Source organism: Enterobacter sp. CPE_E863 (assembly GCF_046521465.1).
GTDB lineage: Bacteria > Pseudomonadota > Gammaproteobacteria > Enterobacterales > Enterobacteriaceae > Enterobacter > Enterobacter adelaidei.
In genome coordinates this window covers 90691-109353 of the sequence record NZ_JBKFZX010000002.1, presented here as the reverse complement: position 1 = coordinate 109353, position 18663 = coordinate 90691, and the positions used below count along the sequence as shown (strand labels likewise).

The 18663-nt window shown below is 54.5% G+C and carries 23 protein-coding genes and 1 pseudogene; 7 read left to right on the top strand and 17 right to left on the bottom strand.

The annotated features are described in order from the left end of the window. Positions 1-122: 122 nt before the first annotated feature. The 4 genes from ACLHV8_RS22785 to ACLHV8_RS22770 form a co-directional block, all read right to left on the bottom strand. A complete protein-coding gene (locus ACLHV8_RS22785) occupies positions 123-1511 on the bottom strand; it encodes a hypothetical protein (RefSeq protein ID WP_000083579.1) in 1389 nt (462 codons plus the stop codon). Between the two features lie 4 nt (positions 1512-1515). Further along, on the bottom strand, positions 1516-2013 hold the full coding sequence (locus ACLHV8_RS22780) for a membrane protein (RefSeq protein WP_000340139.1): 498 nt from the start codon (positions 2011-2013) through the stop codon (positions 1516-1518). 202 nt (positions 2014-2215) lie between these two features. Then, positions 2216-2872, bottom strand: coding sequence for a trypsin-like serine protease (locus ACLHV8_RS22775; protein WP_000462754.1), 657 nt, complete (start codon positions 2870-2872; stop codon positions 2216-2218). 658 nt (positions 2873-3530) lie between these two features. Beyond that, positions 3531-3923, bottom strand: coding sequence for a hypothetical protein (locus ACLHV8_RS22770; protein WP_000341066.1), 393 nt, complete (start codon positions 3921-3923; stop codon positions 3531-3533). Positions 3924-4843: 920 nt separating this feature from the next. Between ACLHV8_RS22770 and ACLHV8_RS22765 the strand changes: the two genes are divergently transcribed. Both ACLHV8_RS22765 and ACLHV8_RS22760 read left to right on the top strand, forming a co-directional pair. Next, entirely contained in the window at positions 4844-5830 is a 987-nt protein-coding gene (locus ACLHV8_RS22765) for a hypothetical protein (protein WP_000211823.1), read from the top strand. Beyond that, entirely contained in the window at positions 5827-7587 is a 1761-nt protein-coding gene (locus ACLHV8_RS22760) for an ATP-dependent helicase (protein ID WP_031942310.1), read from the top strand. Before ACLHV8_RS22765 ends, ACLHV8_RS22760 begins: the two co-directional genes overlap by 4 nt. A 181-nt stretch (positions 7588-7768) precedes the next feature. Here the strand turns inward: ACLHV8_RS22760 and ACLHV8_RS22755 are convergent, their stop codons facing one another. From ACLHV8_RS22755 to ACLHV8_RS22710, 10 genes are all read right to left on the bottom strand, one after another. Continuing rightward, positions 7769-8773 (bottom strand): IS110-like element IS4321 family transposase, encoded by a 1005-nt coding sequence (locus tag ACLHV8_RS22755; protein WP_000427623.1) that lies wholly within the window; start codon positions 8771-8773, stop codon positions 7769-7771. A 78-nt stretch (positions 8774-8851) separates the two neighbouring features. After that, positions 8852-9409 (bottom strand): recombinase family protein, encoded by a 558-nt coding sequence (locus tag ACLHV8_RS22750; RefSeq protein ID WP_003100847.1) that lies wholly within the window; start codon positions 9407-9409, stop codon positions 8852-8854. After that, on the bottom strand, positions 9403-9774 hold the full coding sequence (locus ACLHV8_RS22745; RefSeq protein WP_021243030.1) for a hypothetical protein: 372 nt from the start codon (positions 9772-9774) through the stop codon (positions 9403-9405). Before ACLHV8_RS22745 ends, ACLHV8_RS22750 begins: the two co-directional genes overlap by 7 nt. Further along, positions 9771-10271, bottom strand: a complete 501-nt coding sequence (locus ACLHV8_RS22740) for a hypothetical protein (RefSeq protein WP_003100856.1) — start codon at positions 10269-10271, stop codon at positions 9771-9773. Before ACLHV8_RS22740 ends, ACLHV8_RS22745 begins: the two co-directional genes overlap by 4 nt. Then, complete coding sequence (locus ACLHV8_RS22735; RefSeq protein WP_003100858.1) at positions 10268-10594, bottom strand: hypothetical protein; 327 nt, start codon at positions 10592-10594, stop codon at positions 10268-10270. Before ACLHV8_RS22735 ends, ACLHV8_RS22740 begins: the two co-directional genes overlap by 4 nt. Before the next feature lie 254 nt (positions 10595-10848). Next, the gene (locus ACLHV8_RS22730) at positions 10849-11205 is read right to left on the bottom strand and encodes a cupin domain-containing protein (RefSeq protein WP_000215515.1); all 357 of its coding nucleotides are present in this window, start codon (positions 11203-11205) and stop codon (positions 10849-10851) included. After that, entirely contained in the window at positions 11195-11596 is a 402-nt protein-coding gene (locus ACLHV8_RS22725; protein ID WP_001293886.1) for a DUF86 domain-containing protein, read from the bottom strand. Before ACLHV8_RS22725 ends, ACLHV8_RS22730 begins: the two co-directional genes overlap by 11 nt. After that, positions 11593-11883 (bottom strand): nucleotidyltransferase family protein, encoded by a 291-nt coding sequence (locus ACLHV8_RS22720; protein WP_001247892.1) that lies wholly within the window; start codon positions 11881-11883, stop codon positions 11593-11595. The genes ACLHV8_RS22725 and ACLHV8_RS22720 overlap by 4 nt, the downstream gene beginning before the upstream one ends. Before the next feature lie 444 nt (positions 11884-12327). Continuing rightward, positions 12328-13332 carry an IS110-like element IS5075 family transposase gene (locus tag ACLHV8_RS22715; protein WP_000427614.1) on the bottom strand — a complete coding sequence of 335 codons (1005 nt, stop codon included), beginning with the start codon at positions 13330-13332 and terminating at the stop codon, positions 12328-12330. Positions 13333-13410: 78 nt separating this feature from the next. Continuing rightward, on the bottom strand, positions 13411-13845 hold the full coding sequence (locus tag ACLHV8_RS22710; RefSeq protein WP_010981353.1) for a mercury resistance transcriptional regulator MerR: 435 nt from the start codon (positions 13843-13845) through the stop codon (positions 13411-13413). Between the two features lie 70 nt (positions 13846-13915). Between ACLHV8_RS22710 and ACLHV8_RS22705 the strand changes: the two are divergent. The 5 genes and pseudogenes from ACLHV8_RS22705 to ACLHV8_RS22685 form a co-directional block, all read left to right on the top strand. Beyond that, positions 13916-14128 (top strand): annotated as a pseudogene (locus ACLHV8_RS22705) (mercuric reductase); the annotation flags it as partial. 14 nt (positions 14129-14142) lie between these two features. After that, entirely contained in the window at positions 14143-14781 is a 639-nt protein-coding gene (gene merB / locus ACLHV8_RS22700) for an organomercurial lyase MerB (RefSeq protein WP_000761850.1), read from the top strand. A gap of 111 nt (positions 14782-14892) precedes the next feature. Further along, a complete protein-coding gene (gene merD, locus ACLHV8_RS22695; RefSeq protein WP_031942307.1) occupies positions 14893-15258 on the top strand; it encodes a mercury resistance co-regulator MerD in 366 nt (121 codons plus the stop codon). After that, positions 15255-15491, top strand: a complete 237-nt coding sequence (gene merE, locus ACLHV8_RS22690) for a broad-spectrum mercury transporter MerE (RefSeq protein ID WP_005413392.1) — start codon at positions 15255-15257, stop codon at positions 15489-15491. Before merD ends, merE begins: the two co-directional genes overlap by 4 nt. 15 nt (positions 15492-15506) lie before the next feature. Further along, positions 15507-15827, top strand: a complete 321-nt coding sequence (locus tag ACLHV8_RS22685; RefSeq protein ID WP_010981356.1) for a DUF3330 domain-containing protein — start codon at positions 15507-15509, stop codon at positions 15825-15827. A 38-nt stretch (positions 15828-15865) separates the two neighbouring features. Here ACLHV8_RS22685 and ACLHV8_RS22680 read toward each other — a convergent pair whose 3' ends face one another. From ACLHV8_RS22680 to ACLHV8_RS22670, 3 genes are read right to left on the bottom strand one after another with little or no spacing between them, the layout of a single operon-like run. Continuing rightward, positions 15866-16480 (bottom strand): recombinase family protein, encoded by a 615-nt coding sequence (locus ACLHV8_RS22680; RefSeq protein WP_010981357.1) that lies wholly within the window; start codon positions 16478-16480, stop codon positions 15866-15868. 60 nt (positions 16481-16540) lie between these two features. Next, complete coding sequence (locus ACLHV8_RS22675; RefSeq protein WP_011405615.1) at positions 16541-17758, bottom strand: TniQ family protein; 1218 nt, start codon at positions 17756-17758, stop codon at positions 16541-16543. Continuing rightward, entirely contained in the window at positions 17755-18663 is a 909-nt protein-coding gene (locus tag ACLHV8_RS22670) for a TniB family NTP-binding protein (protein WP_000393453.1), read from the bottom strand. The genes ACLHV8_RS22675 and ACLHV8_RS22670 overlap by 4 nt, the downstream gene beginning before the upstream one ends.

The window sequence follows — 18663 nt, the reverse complement described above, 5'->3', positions numbered from 1 at the left end:
CTGTATAAATAACTACGAGCTACTCTCTGCCTCGGGGAGGAGGCAGAGAGAGTATTAAAAGCAAAGGCAGACATTTTTAGCAGCTGGTGGGCTATGGGGTTCCGGAGGTGCTCCGGTGAATGTTACTTGACTGGCAAGTTTCCTGCTCTGATGGTCAATGCCTCGATGCTGTCTATATTGTTCTGAAGCCGTTCCAGTTCTGCCTTTTCAATACCGGCCCAAAGCTTTAAGTGTCGCTGATAAAGGGACCACTTGAGTGAGTGAAAACCATTCCAGGCCAACCCCATCCAGGAGGCGTAATTCGCATTGAGAATATTGCCGGTGATATACATTTTACCTGCGTTAACAGCACTGGAAGTTCCATAACCCAGGGCAAGCATCATCCGGAAGCGTGGATTTAGCCGCAACGGCATGGTATCCAGTAAGGTCTCCCCAAAAGCTCCTTTTCCCAGCGATACCTGTTTCGCCACATAGAAAACCCGCATCAAAACTTCCATTATGCTCATCGGAATACTTGTCACGATAAACTGACGAAAGTCATACCCGTTGACATACATGTACTCTATTTGTTTGCCGAAGTTAGAACTCCCCACAGGGATCCCCTCAAGCATACGAAGTAGCCCCATAAAAGGAGCCGGTAACCCCATGCCACGGTTTCCTTTTGCTGAGGGGGCATTAACATCCGATGCCAGGTGTCCAAACATTCTGGCGATGAGCCTGAAAATATTGGTTTCGTCTGTAACGCCTTTACTGGAAGGATAAACCACGATCTGTCCATTCTGAACCACCGTACAGGTCCCGTTCAGCATATCCTTTATACCGAAAATAATGCCCAGTACGGGATCGTGTGACAAAGCTCTTAAGCGGTGATTTGTGGGAGACAAAACGCCACCGGCCGCACCCACTAAATCGCTGCTGATCGAACTGTCTGGTGCCCCTATAGGGAACAAATCTGAGAGTTTTGTACTCAGGTCCTCCGGCAAAATGGCATTGAAGGCTTTCTGCACCTGTTTATTGAAAATACCATCCACTTCTGCCGTAAAGCTCACCGTAGGTTTTGGCGGGGCTCTGACGCAAAGTAAATCCAGCATGGATGCTATGAGCCCGCATCCGCAGGCAATAGCATAATCCCAGGCGTCGAGTGCGTAGCGATCATTAAATTCTTTAATATGATTCTGGATCCGGGCATCTACAACAGCCAAGTCATCCGTGGAGAGTATTGTGGCCAGTCCAATATCACCGCATACACGCTGGTTAGCCTCGCTATATATAGTCTTGAGACCAGTAGAATGCATGGCAGTATCTGAAGGGGTCATTTCTCGCAGATGATGTTCTTTAAGCGCCAGATGCTCCGCTTCATCAAGTTCAGTGCCGCTGATTAGCCCGGTCAACTGTGCCTTAAGGCTCTCTATATCACTGTTAATTGTCTCGTGAGCGTTCGCGATATCCTGACCACGGAGCTGAATATAACGGATGGCCCTGAACTCATCATCATAAGGAGACTGACTCATGTGTTTACCTCACCGCGACCAGGCTACCTTTTGGAGCTTTCTTAGTAAGCATGTCGATTGTTGCCTTGATGCCAGCAATTTCTGCCTTAAAATATTCCGCATTCGACATCAACCTTTCCTGAACTTCGTAGAGCTTTTGGATGGCCTGACTAAGGGCGGCTGTCAGTTTCGCATTTTTTTTGTGTTTCACTATCGCGTACCCGCCAATCCCTAACACAGCTACAGGTGCGGCCAATACCGCAATGCCTGCAACCATACCGCCACCGACGATAGACCCTGCTGTAGCGAGCCCGGAGGTTATGCCTGCTGCTGACACTCCCGTTGTACCAAGCGTATAGAGAGCACCGAAGGAAGCCGCTGCGCCTACGCCTGACCCCGCCAAAGCTGCTGCGCCCTCAGTAATACCCGGGAACTTATTTTCAAGCGCCTGAAGAGCACTTGTAACTTCATCCATTGCCTTCTTGCGAATTTTTTCGAGCTCTTCAGTTTCGGTAGCGTCCATTACAGGCCTCGTATTCATAACTTGCTGTGTGATAGGTGAAAAAGAGCACCATAAAAGTGATGAAGAAATCATGACTTACTATTGTGGCACTTTCGAGTTCATGTTTGTCAGTTTCAATGCTGTTGCTGTTAGTAAGGGCAGACGCCATATCGGGCAGACCCAAAATAACTATCGTGCCAGCGTCATTTTGGAACTGACTTTGCTAAAAATCAGTAGCGGACTGAACAGACATGTGTGGATTTGAATCTGGGCAGGTTCCAGACATTATTCCAACCAGACTTCCAATGACAAAATGCTCGTCATTCTCGGAGACGACATAGGGTCCACCAGAGCAACCATCGGTGTTGAAATGTGCTATTACAAAGCGAGTTGTGAGATGTTGGGGAGAATGATTTGAGCAATTTAAAGGCCAAATGCCTGAAACTTCACCAGGGAATGTCGAAATTGTTGTCTCATTCATTGGATATCCGACACCCAATGTACCCATGCCAGCTGCGGGAGCCAGGACCTTAAAGTAACTACTTACAGGCTGTTGTATTCCAGCTGGTAATACGATTTCTGCACTGTCAACAAACGGAATGCCGTCTTTAAAGTCTGCCCTGTCATTAGCCTCATTGAGAATGAAATCGACTAGAACAGGCTCTTCGTTCACCAGTCCTTGATGGTTAAGAAATTTGACGTAAAGTTTAAGTGTATTGCTGACGGGATAAATTTTTCCAAGAGCATTGGTAACAACATGGGCTGCGGTGAGAATCTTTTGCTGCTGACCATTATCGAAACCAAACGCAGTTGCTTCGAGATGGCTACTAAAATGAGGATCATTGCTTACATAGATTTTACAAACGTAGTTTTCAAACATTATTTCCTCCTTTTGCCGGTACCTAATCAGTTACACGGCTGCATGTTATAAACAACTAAACTCGCTTCCTGATATTTGAGTTTGTATGTTTTGCCAGGCACCAGCTCACCTCTGAAACACGGTTAGTCTCCTCCATGACATGGTTATGGCGATGGTCAGAAACTGTTATCGACGAAAGGCTGGAATTCCTTTAATGGCATTATCCATTTCAAGTCGTATGTCCTGAACGGGAGCGTATATTTTTATGATTCCAGATCTTAACCCTGAAACATTCCCCGTATCAAAACTGACCCGTTACAGATAAGTCACCACCGGTGCTGTCGATTAATTTAGTGAATTGCATGTCCTCATCCCATAAAGGGTAGGGCCTACCCCCGGCATCGAGCAAACCTGACCACCCTGCCCTTATTAAGACCCCACATGCGGCAATGGTGCCCTGTCCACGCCGCCCGCGAACTTTGAGGAAATGGGGAGAAAATAAAAAGAAAACAGAAAGTTATCGGCTGAAGTACCGGCGCAGATCGGGAATCAGGCGAAGCCTGACAGCACGTTAGGGCCTGGCAGGGGGCTTGAGGGATGAGGACATGCAATTGTGATAACCTTCCCGCCACGGGGTCGGTTAAATTCGTATCCTGCCGGTGCAATTCCAACGGCCGCGTTACCAGTTCGCCGGGTAGCATGGCCAGCAAAGCCAGGCATCGAGCACCCGGGTTTCACTGACGGCCGCTGCATAGACGCCGGTATCCGGGAAGAAATAAACCGGGGTGGCGTTGTTCAGCTGGTCGCCTTCATCGGCCAGAGCGCCGATCACCTCATGAGGCTTAAGCAGCATATCCGTTAAATATTCATCCGGGTGGATGGCATTCAGCGATATGGCCATCTCCAGAAATTCATCCAGGGTATGGCGGGTACGATACCCCCGGAAAACCTCGTATGAAGGCGTGACGCATTCACCATCCAGGGAACAGGCATCGTAACCGGCCAGCTGCTCTTCGGTGAGTCCGGAGGCATGCTTTGCCACAAGATTCGTAAATTGCTCTTTATCGTCCATCACAATCCTTACGCTGTAGGGGCCTGTTTGTGTTATCACTGCTTCCGGTTTTTACTTCGCACAACCCGGCAGGTATCCGGTCGCCCGGGCGTCCTTTGCGGTCTTGTTCGCCCTTCGCCTGAATTACGTCAAATCCCTTTCACTACCCGGCCGCAGGGTGACACCTCCCCTTTTCTCCGGAAGCGAAAGAGGAAGAACAGTTTAACAGCCCGGATCCTCAATAATTTTCGCGTAACGGACTAAATAACCGGTTTATGCAGCTTCTGATAACCACAGACCGCGATAGAATAAAACGTCTGGTGAGGAACCGGAGTGTTATGTAAGCGGGGGGTTTAACTGGGTATCTGTGTAGTCCTATTTAGCCAGATATCCCGAATAAAAACCTCAACGATTAGGTAAACGAAATGGATGGATTCTGGTCGATGTTCTGTTTGTTTGTCGTGGTAGTTTCACTGCATAAAGCCCTTTCTGTAGCAGCAGCACGAGCAGACGCAGCAAAATTAAATATGCTTCTCAGAATGAGAAAGTTTAAAAAGTAGCTTTCAAGACATCTGAGAATTCTTTTAAATCCTCAGAGGAAGTTATATGTTTAGGCTATTTGCAAACTAAGGTTGGAATTCCATCATTCTAGCCTTAGATCTTTGATCAAGTGAAGTTGCTCACTTGGTTGGATTTTACCGTTTCCTGACGGCTTTTCAGAAGCGAGGGCTGGTTGGAATGCCTTCCAGCTAGAAGTCTTGCAGATGCTCTCCGGGCATTAACTCATTGTCGAATCTGCACCAGTATCACTAGGTTGTTGAGCGGGCGATTAGCTTTTTCACTGAGCCGCTGTACACTCGACTGCTTCAAGAAGCACTACTTACCATTTGCCTGCCGTAAGGTCTGTTCTTAGCTGGATTTTTTTGGGAGGATACGCAGTCATGACAACTCAATCCAGCTCAATACAATACGCTTACGCGCTAGACGGCGAGGGCACCCTCACGCACATTGGCGCTGCCCTGCGCTCACATACTTACACCTGCCCAGGTTGTAAGAGCCCCCTGACCCCGGTAATGGGCGAGTTCAACGCTAAGCACTTTCGCCATTCGGAAGAATGCTGTGCCCTTGAAACCTATCTTCACAAGTGCGGCAAAGAAGCATTCTTCTATCGCTACCAACAAGCTCTCAGCCGTGAAATGCCTATTAGCCTTGAGCTGGAGCGCCGGGTTGCCTGTAATGGTTCTCGTTTAGCCTTGGTTAGAGACGAAGCACGTCAGTGCGTAAAATCCGTGCCTGCACGCTACAACTTGACTCAATTTTTCGATCAGGCAGAGCTGGAAAAACACGATAAGGTCACAGGGCTGCGACCAGACGTGATGTTGTATGATACGACTGGCGAAAGGCGTTGCTACGTAGAGATTTGTGTCACACACCCCTGCTCTCAAGACAAGATCGAAGCCGGTATCCCGATTCTTGAGTTTAAGGTCCAATCTGCCTCTGATATTCAGATGTTGCTTACCGGGGCCTACTCGATCAAGGAGAAGATCCTGAGAGTATTCAACTGGCTTCCCCCGTTTCAATCTGTGGACACCTGTAGCGGCGTCTGCTCAGTAGGTAACGTGGATATGTCTGTCTGGAGTTTAAGTGGTTCCGGCCGACTCAACGAACAAACGATGCCGCTCGCTGAAGTGGATTTAACAATCAATTCTGACGTGAACACATGGCCTAGATCGTTAGGGGCCGCTGAGCTGGCTGATAACTTACGAGCTTTTATCCGTCACGCCGATCCTCATTCACTATTTCCCAACTGCATTATGTGCGAGCAAGCAGGCCGATGGGAGGATGGCTATCTGCAATGTCACAGTAAGGCAAAGATCGTTCCCTACACCGAGGCCCGTCAGTGCGCCAATTACAAGGTTAAGGCATGACCAAAAGACTGACTTGGGAGCAGAAAAGTATTGTCAGCCATGACACCGGACATGCGTTGGTAAAAGCCGTACCTGGTAGCGGGAAAACAACCACACTTGTAAAGCGCGTTGAGCGGCTGGTCAAGACGGGAACTGATCCTCGCTCCATTCTGATCCTGATGTACAACAAGTCGGCGCAGGTGAGCTTCACGGAGAACTTGAAGACGGCACTGATGTCGAGCGTGATTCCAGAAATCCGCACGTTCCACAGCTTGGCCTTAAAGATTGTTGGTTACGGAGAACGCCAACAGATAATCAAGAAGAAAGACCTCATTACTCCAAGCGACTACCGCTATGAGCAACTGGTAAAGCAAGCCTACCGCTATGGCTTTGACCATGAGGCGAATTATATTGACCCCAATGAAATTGAAAACTTCGAGCTGTTTATTGCTCGCTGCCGGGCGGCGGCCGTAACTCCTGTTGATGCTGCCAATGATCCAACGTTCAGCAACATCAAACGGGAGTTTATTCACGCCTATGGCCGCTATTGTGAGCTGCTGGAGGAAAACAGTCTGCGAACCTTTGATGACTGTTTGATTGAGGCTGTCGCACTGTTGCGTAATGACAGCAGCCTTGGTGCCCACTTCAAGCACATCATTGTTGATGAATATCAGGACGTTAACCTGATACAGCATGACATGACCCGCTTGCTATCTAAGTCGGATACGTCGGTTATGGCTGTTGGTGATGTTAACCAGTGTATTTATGAGTGGCGTGGTGCTCGACCAGACTTTATCGGCGGACTGTTTGAAAGGCACTACCCGAATACGAAGGTGTTTCAACTGTCATGCACGTTCAGATTTGGCCATGAGCTTTCCTTGATGGCTAACTCGGTAATTCGGCGCAACTCTACAAAGCTGACCAAGCTTTGTGTCAGTCATCCTAGCACCCCCAAAACAGAGGTCAGATTGCACTTTGATAACTGCCTATCCAAGGTGCTATCAAACCTCTCGGTGAGCAGTGGAACACAAGCCATATTGTCCCGCACTAAGGCGAACCTTGCTGAGGCGGAAATTGCTTTACGCCTGTGTGGGCTACCTTATCGCTACCTCAATGGTTCAAGCGCATTACACACCCGCACCGAAATCGGGATACTGGTAGTTGGCGTCTTGCTGTCTGTGTACGGCGATCTGCGGCTACTGGAAAACCATCCCAACAAACAAGCGATTGTTTACGGCTTTCTGAAGGAGGCTGGTTTTAGATGGCAGAAAGGGCAATTCAAAGCGGCGCTCAGTGGATTGATGGCTCCGCACGCCGACCTATGGTCTGCTCTAGGTCAGTTATTCGAGGGCGCACAATACCAAAAAGATCGGCTGGGCAGGCTCGCCACTATCTGCCAGAAAGACGGAGAGGAAACGCCTGCTATCGATGTGTTACGACGCCTGAGTATGGAGGGTTTCATTGATAGTGTTGGCTCTGAGGGTGTAACTCGCACTGGATCGAACGACCAGCAACGAGGGGTCGTGAGGATCGGGGAGCTACTTGACTCCAGTAAGATCGATTCCCGCACGTTTTTAAACCTTATCTTGAATCCAGGCGAGGCTGCTACTGACTGCGATCCCTTCATCCTTTCCACACTGCATGGTTCCAAGGGGCTGGAGTGGGATAACGTAATACTGATCGGGGTCGTCTCAGAAAACGGAATCTATGGTCACTCCCGTTTTTGCAACACCGATTTTGACGACAAGTTGGCTTGCTTGAATCTATCCGGCGTCTGAATGGGATTTTATTCCCGCGCCTTGATGAGTTCCGCGCCTGATGAACCTCCAGAAAATATACGGCTTCAATGAGCCTTTCCGTTTTACAGGTTCCTCAACAGGCCGGTGGGCCGTTAGTATCATCAATATCAGTATTCGCAAAACCAGATCAGTAATTCTTTAAACCGGTGTATTTCTGCCGTTATGCTACATAAGTTTGCTGTCGTGCCGTTAGGGCCCAGGCTATTCTGGCCAGCTTGTTTGCCAGAGCACAAGTGACGACAAAGTTGCTTTTCCGGCACAGTAAATCCCTGACCCAATCGGCCAATTTGCCAGACTGGTGTTCCAGTTTTTGTATGAATACCCTGGCACATTGAACCAACAAAGTTCGGATCTTTTTATTACCTCGCTTACTAATTCCCAGCAATGTCGTCCTACCTCCCGTGCTGTACTGCCGAGGTACAAGCCCTGTTGCCGCCGCAAAGTCACGGCTGCTGGCGTACTGCTTCCCGTCGCCAATCTCAGTTGAAATAGTACTCGCTGTCAGTGTTCCGACGCAGGGAATGCTCAGCAAGCGCTGTCCAACCTCATCTTCGTCCAACTTTCGTTTCAACTGGGATTCCAAATCTTTAATCTGCTCAACAAGATAGTGATAATGCTGTTGTAATTTCAGCAATAACTGGCTGAGGTAAAGAGGCAAACTATTATCCTCAAGAATGGTACTCAGTCGGCTAATAACGGCAGCTCCTCGGGGAACGCTAATGCCAAATTCCAGCAGAAAAGCATGCATTTGATTGGTTGTTTTTACCTTATCCTGAACCAGGGATTCACGGACACGATGCAGAGCCCGCATTGCCTGCTGAGATTCCGTTCTGGGCTGCACAAAACGCATAGACGGACGCGATGCAGCTTCACAAATAGCTTCGGCGTCGACAAAGTCGTTTTTATTGCTTTTAACGAACGGGCGGACAAATTGTGGTGATATCAGCTTTGGGGAATGCCCCAACTCTTCCAACTTGCGTGCCATAAAGTGAGAACCGCCACAGGCTTCCATTGCGATGGTTGTAGCGGGGCATGTCGCCAAAAATTCGATCAACTTTGGCCGGGTAAATTTTTTACGGTAAACAGCCTTCCCGCGACGATCCTGGCAATGAATATGGAAAGAGTTTTTACCCAGATCGATACCAATGAGCGCAATGTTTTCCATGATAGTTCTCCGAATGAAAGCCTGTCCTCAGCATAGTACCGGGAAGGAGGGAGTGACCATCTCATTAAATAAAGCACGCTAAGCGTGCGTGGAGGCTGGCACCCAGCGGTACAGCGTCGGAATGGACACGCCGAGGTTCTTGGCCACGTCCTTGGGCGGCACCCCGCTGGCCAGCAGCTTCTTGGCCGACTCGATCTTGCTGTCGGTCATCTTCGGCTTGCGGCCGCCTTTGCGGCCGAGCTGCTTGGCGACTTCCAGCCCGGCGCGGGTGCGCTCGACGGTCAGCTCGCGCTCCATTTCGGCAAGGCTCGCCATGACGTGGAAGAAGAACCGCCCGGATGGTGTGCCGGTGTCGATGGAGTCGGTGAGGCTCCTGAACTGGACACCGTGCTTGTGCAGATCGCCGACCAGATCGACCAGTTGCTTGACCGACCGGCCCAGCCGGTCGAGCTTCCAGACGACCAAAGTATCGCCTTCGCGCAGCATTTCGAGCGTCTTGGCCAAGCCAGGCCGGTCTGCCCGCGTGCCACTCACCTTGTCCTCGAAGACCTTTTTACATCCGGCCTTGCTCAAGGCTTCGCGTTGCAGCTCCAGGTTCTGATCCTGCGTCGAGACGCGCGCATAGCCAATCAACATGGCTTGTCTCGCGCCCGGTCGATGCGTTCCTGCATCGCCTGCATCACTTCTTCGTGGGTGTACGATCTGGCGTTGGCGTCGGTGGCTTGCCGCAGGGCTTCCTCAACCTCGCGCGTCATCCGCTCGTAATCCTCCGGCCACAGCGCTTGCTCCATGCGCAGCGACGCCTGACTCAGCAGGTGCAGCAGGCTGAACAGCCGCATGTCGTTGGTGGCGACGATGCGCTCCCGAATCTGCTCCTGAATAGCTTCGCTAGCCCGATGCGCTTGTGGTGTGGCAGTCCCCTCGTAGTCAGCGGGGAATTCCGCTTCCTCGGCAATCCTTGCCCAGGCGCTGGCCAGCGCCTCGATGGTTGACGTGCTCATTTCCGCCGCTCCTGTGCTCTTTGGCGAATCAACCGGCCAAGGGGCCTCGACGCGAAAACCAGCAGCATCACGCCTATCGGATACCAGGTCGAGAAGACCACCAAGGCATCGAAGGCTGGCCGTCCGGTGTTGGTAGGCAGTACGGCGGTCACAGCCATCAACCCGCCGACCGTCCAGATGATGCGCCACACGTAGGGCATCACGCGGGGCACGTAGCCGTCATCGAAAGCGGTCTGGTAGTAGCGGCGCAGGCCGCGCTCGGCAAGCGCCTGGCGCTGCCGCTCCGACAGCGCATCCGTCCGGCCATACCAGCGCCGGAATGGTGGACAGCGCAGCAGCAAAGGGGTGAAGAGGATCATCACCGCCACGATCGCGACACCCCACGCCATGACGGCGCCGGCATCGGGCCGCTTGGCGTTCTCGATCACGGGCGCGAAGACGCCCGGAGCACCGATCATCCAGAACAGCGCAATGTGCTGATGGAAGGAGAGCTTCATTTGCTCATCCACTTGCGCAGCAGGCGCTTTTTCAGGGAGGCGCGTTCTTGCGGGTTGCGTCCCTTGTGATTGGCGATGCGATCCGCCGTGGCGGCCTGGCGCTTGACGGGCCAGTAGGAGCGGCCATCCTTGCCCATCGACCAGACGCTGCTGGCCTGGTTTTCCAGCAGGGGCAGATGGGCGCTCAGGGCTTCGGGCGACGCGCTGGTCAGCGCCGTGCGCTCACGGGTGCGCCAGCGCTGATGCCAGAGCTTCTTGTCCTCGCGCTCGCTGCCGCAGGTCGTGTGCCCGACGATGGGTGTTTTGCGGCGGCTGCGGCTCATAACGTAGTGGTCTCCAAGAACATTCAGGACTGATCCCAGGCGTCGATGGTCAAGACCTGATCGGCAGGACAGGCGGCTACGCGGTCGGGAACTGGATGGTGTTCAGTCTCATGCCGACCCCATTCGATTGATCGCGTCGCTTGCGGCACGCTGCGACGCAAGGAGGTTTGCGACCTGGTTTAGCAGCCGTGTCCGCTGCATGTCTGTTACCTATCTCCCCGACCGCTCATTGGACCAACTCCAGAGATTGGGCTCTATCGCTCAGCCAATACGAAACCGGCATTGGCTGATGCCACAACCGAGACTAACACAAATGGCTCGGTACCTGTATTTCGCGCCCCGTGCACTTGGCCCGGTCTTGCCACGGCTATCTCACCTTCCCTGAGGGCACGAACAATCCCATTGCCCTGAAAGTAATCAGCCATTCCCGACAAAACAGTCCACGTGTCTTGGCCGTGAGGATGAATGTGAGCCGCAATTTCCTGCCCGGGATGGACATGCCAAACCACGATAATTGAGTCTCGGGTTTCAAGCACAACGGAACGAATAGGCTCGCCTTCGGACGGCTGAACATACTCGGCTACAGAAAATATTCTCGATTCAACAGTCATCGGAGATCCCTCTTTCACAGTTGTCGTTACGGTCTTCATCGTCGGCATCCTGACGCACGGCGGGCAATTGCTGGAGCAACGCCGGCAGCCATTCCTGTACCGTCTCCCACACCACATCGAGGTTGATGTCGAAATAGCCGTGAGCCATGCGATTACGCATATTGCGCATGCTGCGCCACGGCACGTCGGCATGCGCCTGGGTGAACTCGACGTAGCCATCCATCACCTTTGTGGCCGCCTCGCCGATGACGATCAGGCTCATGATGACGGCCTGCTGGGTGCGCTTGTCGGCCAAGAAGTCGTCCTTGGCCATCCCTTCCACGAAGCTGCGCGCATCGGTTGCGGCCTGCTGAATGTGGTCGAGGTAATCGGGCAGGCGGTTCTCGCTCATATCGGTTGCGCCTCCGCGAGCACCTTGGCCCGGAACTTCGGCGGCAGGTCGCCGGGAGTCAGCAGATCGACGTCAACGCCGAGCAGCGATTTCAGTTCTTCTTCCAAATCGCCCAAGTCCAACAACGTGGCACCGGGCAGCGCATCGACCAACAGGTCGAGGTCGCTGCCATCCCGGTCGGTGCCATGCAGCACCGAGCCGAAGACGCGCGGGTTCGCGGCGCGAAAGCGGCCTACCGCTTCACGCACTGCGCTTCGCTTCATGTCAAGCACAACAGACGGTCGCATGCGCATCCTTTCTTATCGAAACTCGTTGAGATGATATGCAATCAAGAATAGAATTTCAAGAACTATTTTCGAGAATCGCAATGCCTTGATTCCCGTGCCGCGCCTGTCATTTTCAGAAGGTGACTGCACGGAATATCAAGAGTCGGCTGCACAGTCTTTTCTGATCTGTGGTCGTCTCAGAAAACGGAATCTATGGTCACTCCCGTTTTTGCAACACCGATTTTGACGATAAGTTGGCTTGCTTGAATCTATCCGGCGTCTGAATGGGATTTTATTCCCGCGCCTCGATGAGTTCCGCGCCTGATGAACCTCCAGAAAATATACGGCTTCAGCGAGCCTTTCCGTTTTACAGGTTCCTCAACAGGCCGGTGGGCCGTTTGTATCATCAATATCAGTATTCGCAAAACCAGATGAATGATTGTTTAAACTGGTGTATTTCTGCCTTTATGCTTCGTAAGTTTGCTGTCGCGCCGTCAGTGCCCAGGCTATTCTGGCCAGCTTGTTTGCCAGAGCACAGGTGACGACAAAGTTGCTTTTCCGACACAACAACTCCCTGACCCAGTCGGCCAACTTGCCAGACTGGTGTTCCAGTTTTTGTATGAATACCCTGGCACACTGAACCAACAAAGTTCGGATCTTTTTGTTGCCCCGCTTGCTAATCCCTAACAATGTCGTCCGACCTCCCGTGCTGTACTGTCGGGGTACCAGCCCTGTTGCCGCCGCAAAGTCACGGCTGCTGGCGTACTGCTTCCCGTCGCCAATCTCAGTTGAAATAGTACTGGCAGTCAGCGTTCCAACGCAGGGAATACTCAGCAAGCGCTGTCCAACCTCATCTTCGTCCAACTTTCGTTTCAACTGAGATTCCAGATCTTTAATCTGCTCAACAAGATAGTGATAATGCTGTTGTAATTTCAGCAGTAACTGGCTGAGATAAAGAGGCAAACTACTGTCCTCAAGAAGGGTACTCAGTCGACTAATAACGGCAGCACCTCGCGGAACGCTGATACCAAATTCCAGCAGAAAAGCATGCATCTGATTAGTTGTTTTCACCTTATCCTGAACCAGGGATTCACGGACACGATGCAGAGCTCGCATTGCCTGCTGAGATTCGGTTCTGGGCTGCACGAAACGCATAGATGGACGTGATGCTGCTTCACAGATAGCTTCAGCATCAACGAAGTCATTTTTGTTGCTTTTAACGAATGGGCGGACAAATTGCGGTGATATCAGCTTTGGAAAATGCCCTAACTCTGCCAGCTTGCGTGCCATAAAGTGAGAACCGCCACAGGCTTCCATCGCGATGGTTGTTGCTGGGCATGTCGCCAGAAATTCGATTAGCTTTGGTCGGGTGAATTTTTTACGGTAAACGGCCTTCCCACGATGATCCTGACAATGAATATGGAAAGAGTTCTTACCCAGATCGATACCAATAAGCGCAATGTTTTCCATGATGGTTCTCCGAATGAAAGCCTGTCCTCAGCATAGTACTGGGAAGGAGGGAGTGACCATCTCATTAAATAAAGCACGCTAAGCTGTGGAAGCCCCTGCCAAGCTCGTTCCACCTTGCAACGACGCAATCAGCGGACACGAAACATTCCCCTGCCGCGAATGGCAGGCGCACACCAGGTCAGACAGCACAGCCTCCATGCGCGCCAAATCGGCCATCTTCTCGCGCACGTCTTGGAGCTTGTGCTCGGCCAGGCTGCTGGCCTCCTCGCAGTGGGTGCCATCGTCGAGCCGCAGCAACTCGGCGATTTCATCCAGGCTGAAGCCCAACCGCTGGGCCGATTTCACGAATCGCACCCGTGTCACGTCCGCCGCGCCATAGCGGCGAATGCTGCCATAGGGCTTGTCCGGCTCGGGCAACAAGCCCTTGCGCTGATAGAACCGGATGGTCTCCACGTTGACGCCGGCTGCCTTGGCAAAAACGCCAATGGTCAGGTTCTCCAAATTATTTTCCATACCGCTTGACTCCGTACATGAGTACGGAAGTAAGGTTACGCTATCCAATTCAAATTCGAAAGGACAAGCCGAGGAAGGTAGCGGACGACTCATTGGGGTACAGGCAGTGGCCCCGGAAGCGGGCGAGCTGATCCAGACGGCGGTGCTCGCGATCCGTAACCGCATGACCGTACAGGAACTGGCTGACCAGTTGTTCCCCTACCTGACGATGGTCGAGGGGCTGAAGCTCGCGGCGCAGACCTTCACCAAGGATGTCAAACAATTGTCCTGCTGCGCAGGATGAAAGGAGATGGAACCATGAAGCTCGCCCCATATATTTTAGAACGTCTCACTTCGGTCAATCGTACCAATGGTACTGCGGATCTCTTGGTCCCGCTACTGCGGGAACTCGCCAAGGGGCGTCCGGTTTCACGAACGACACTTGCCGGGATTCTCGACTGGCCCGCTGAGCGAGTGGCCGCCGTACTCGAACAGGCCACCAGTACCGAATATGACAAAGATGGGAACATCATCGGCTACGGCCTCACCTTGCGCGAGACTTCGTATGTCTTTGAAATTGACGACCGCCGTCTGTATGCCTGGTGCGCGCTGGACACCTTGATATTTCCGGCGCTGATCGGCCGTACAGCTCGCGTCTCATCGCATTGCGCTGCAACCGGAGCACCCGTTTCACTCACGGTTTCACCCAGCGAGATACAGGCTGTCGAACCTGCCGGCATGGCGGTGTCCTTGGTATTGCCGCAGGAAGCAGCCGACGTTCGTCAGTCCTTCTGTTGCCATGTACATTTCTTTGCATCTGTCCCGACGGCGGAAGACTGGGCCTCCAAGCATCAAGGATTGGAAGGATTGGCGATCGTCAGTGTCCACGAGGCTTTCGGCTTGGGCCAGGAGTTTAATCGACATCTGTTGCAGACCATGTCATCTAGGACACCGTGATCGGATATCGACCCAATGTTCTACGGCACCGGCATCGGATTCGCAGCGCGCGGATTGAACTCGGCGAAACGGTATATGCATTGCCGTGAACCGACCAAAAGGAGGTGTTCGATGAACGCCTACACGGTGTCCCGGCTGGCCCTTGATGCCGGGGTGAGCGTGCATATCGTGCGCGACTACCTGCTGCGCGGATTGCTGCGGCCAGTCGCCTGCACCACGGGTGGCTACGGCCTGTTCGATGACGCCGCCTTGCAGCGACTGTGCTTCGTGTGGGCCGCCTTCGAGGCGGGCATCGGCCTCGGCGCATTGGCGCGGCTGTGCCGGGCGCTGGATGCGGCGAACTGCGATGAAACTGCCGCGCAGCTTGCTGTGCTGCGTCAGTTCGTCGAACGCCGGCGCGAAGCGTTGGCCAATCTGGAAGTGCAGTTGGCCGCCATGCCGACCGCGCCGGCACAGCATGCGGAGAGTTTGCCATGAACAGCCCCGAGCGCATGCCGGCCGAGACGCACAAACCGTTCACCGGCTACCTGTGGGGCACGCTGGCCGTGCTGACTTGCCCCTGCCACCTGTCCATCCTCGCTGCCGTGCTGGCCGGCACAACCGCCGGTGCATTCCTTGTCGAGTATTGGGTCATCACGGCGCTCGGTTTGACCGGCCTGTTTCTTCTGTCACTGGCGCGGGCGTTGCGGGCATTCAGGGAAAGATCATGAGCGCTTCCCGGCCGGATGGATGGACTACGGCGGAGGGCCCAAGCGTTCGAGCGCGGGCAAGGCTTTCTGTTCGCAAAGCCGATGCCGGCGGCGGCATTCGCCGTCTTCGTCAGTCAATGGAGGGGTGCCACCATGAATGCAAATGATCCGACCGCCACCAGTTGCTGCGTGTGCTGCAAGGAAATTCCGCTCGATGCCGCCTTCACACCGGAAGGCGCGGAGTACGTCGAGCACTTCTGCGGGCTGGAGTGTTATCAACGTTTCCAGGCGCGGGCCAGCACTGCGACCGAAACGAGCGGCGAACCGAACGCTTGCGGTTCGCCGCCGTCAAATTGAGACAAACCACGCTTTCGCTACGTCGCCTCATGTCGGCATCAAATTCGGCTGAGTAGCTTCTCGCCATCTGGACGTAGCTCGCCCTTGGGTGAAATATGCCGATACAGGGTCTGCCGCGTGATGCCAAGTTCCTGGCACAGGTCGCCGACCTTGGTCTCTGACTGCCCCATTGCCGCCATCGCCAGCCGCAGCTTGGCGGCGGTCATCTTGAACGGCCGGCCGCCTTTCCGGCCGCGTGCCCGTGCTGAGGCCAGGCCCGCCACGGTGCGCTCGGCGATCAACTCGCGCTCGAACTCGGCCAGCGCGGCGAAGATACCGAAGACCAGCTTGCCGGCGGCGGTCGTGGTGTCAATGGCCGCGCCGTGCCCGGTCAGCACCTTGAGGCCGATGCCGCGTCCGGTCAGGTCATGGACGGTATTGATCAGATGGCGCAGGTCGCGCCCGAGCCGATCCAGTTTCCAAACGACCAACGTGTCGCCTGGCCGTAGTGCCTTCAGACAGCTCGCCAGACCGGGACGATCCTCGCGTTTTCCGGACGCTTGGTCTTCATAGAGATGCGCCGGATCAACACCGGCCGCGACCAGCGCATCGCGCTGCAAGTCCGTCGCCTGGGAGCCATCCGCCTTCGATACTCGCATGTAGCCAATCAGCATCTTGTACCTGTCACATATACGTTCGATTATGTGACAGTTTGCATCGGGAAGCTCTGCACGTCAAAATTTGTCACTTAACCCGTCATTCTGTCTAAGGCATGCAAAGGGTAGGCTAGGCTCATAATGTGACAGAAATTCCGGGGGGATGCCTTCCTTCGCGAAGGTGGCGCGCAACTGTTCCAAGGAAGCGGGGTCGCGCCGACCATAGGAAGCCAACGCGAACAGCGAGCGTGCCGTCTCGGGGTTGTGTCGTGCTTCAATGATGGCCTCATCAATGGCCTGGATTGCACGCTGCCAGTGATCGACGGGTTCGGGCTTCGGCGCTTTCGCCGGCAGGCCACTGGTGAACCCGGTTTGGGGCTCGGACCAGAATAGCTTTGCGTGCTCGCCTGGCGGGCTTATATCCCTCACCTCAATCAAGCTGATTGCCGTTGCCGCCGCCTCCAGCATCTGCAACCGTACTGCCGGGTTCAGGGTTTCATACGGTCGCCACAGACTTTGCCCAGCACGCAGCGGATGCCCGCAGCATTCCCAGATTTGGCGGAGATACCCCGCGTAGGTGCCGCACGTCGAAAGCGGGGTGTTCAGCTCATCGAGCAGCGTGCGTAGCAGCCTAAACCACAATCCGGCGTGGATGCGTCGGCGCGGCAACTCCACGTGGCCGGTCGTCAGTGCCTGCCAGGTACGCTGGTCCATCGCCGCAATCGCGTCGCTGGCAGTGCGCGGTTCGGCGTCGGCGTTCTCCCAGCCGAGAAACCGCCCTGGCACGCCCCAATAGGATTCCAGCCAGCAGCCATGCAGTGGGCAGCTCAGCATCAGGGGCAGCTTCCACGCGAGCAGTACGGCTTGGTTCTCCGGATCGTTCAGACAGAGCGGGCAGGCGCGATGTATCGGCTGGCTGGGCAGCCAGGCACGCCAGCTCGTGATGGATCGCGTCCTACGGCGGAGTTTCGGCAGCAGCACCGAGAGCTGGAACGCATAGGTTTCCAATGCATCTGGAATCTGATCATCAAGGCTGTCCAGTAGCCAAGGCACCCAGCCGGCGAAACTCATGCAACGCAGCCGGTCCGGCTCGATGCCGCTCCGCTGGGAGAGCATCGCCAGCAGCGCCAGTGGTGGCGCGGTGTCCAGGTCATCAACCTGGCCGTGACCAAGATCGTGCTCCAGCAGCTCGGACACCTCCATGTGATAGCAAAGGGCCACGCGGTTGAGCCACGAAGACAAGGCTTCGCCTTCCCTGGGAGCCGGATGCAGTGGCCAGTGTGGCGCTGGCTTCACATCAGTTCCCGCTCGAATTGCCGCCGCCGCTCGCTGGGACCGGTGTAATCGGCCATGCTGAGCGTGCGATGGTTGATCGCTTCCTCACCGCTCTCCACGGCAGCGACGGCCGCCGCCATCAACAGGTGCGCCAGCTCGCCGATGGTGCCCTCGCTGCGCGTGAGCAGGTAGCGGGCCATATCCAGCGTGGCAATCGACGAGGGTCGCCGCAGCGGGAGCGAAGCCGCGAAGCTGGCCAGCAGTGAGCAGCAATCGTCGTTGGCCTCCCACACCGGCAGCATCATCGGCTCGAAGCGGTTTTCCAACTGGTCGTCCGAGCGGATCGCCAAGTAGGCATCGCGTGTGCCGACCCCGACCAGCGGGATGCGCAGCTCGTTGCCGAGGAAACGCAGCAGGTTGAGGAATTCCCGGCGGTTGACGCTGTTGCCGGCCAGGACGTTGTGCAATTCGTCGATCACCAGCATGCGCACGCCGACCTTGCGTAGCAGTGCCAGCGCCAATTGCTCCATTTCCGGCAGCCGTGGGCGCGGGCGCAATGGCGCGCCCATCGCGGCAAGTAGCGCGACGTAGAAGCGGATTACCGACGGTTCGGATGGCATCTGCACGACCAGTACCGGAATGTGCTCCTGGTCGGCGTCGGAGCTGGCCGGGTGGGTGCGGCGGAATTTCTCGACGATCATCGACTTGCCGTTGTTGGTTGGACCGACCAACAGCAGGTTGGGCATGCGTTGTTTGTTCGGCCACGCATACAGGGCTTCCAGCCGATTCAGCGCCTCGACTGCTCGCGGATAGCCGATCCAGCGGTCAGCGCGAAGGCGATGGATGCGTTCGTCCGCCGGAAGACGGGCCAAGCCCTGGGCCACCGGCATCAGGTGGGACAAGTCGATGATGGGATATTCTTCCAC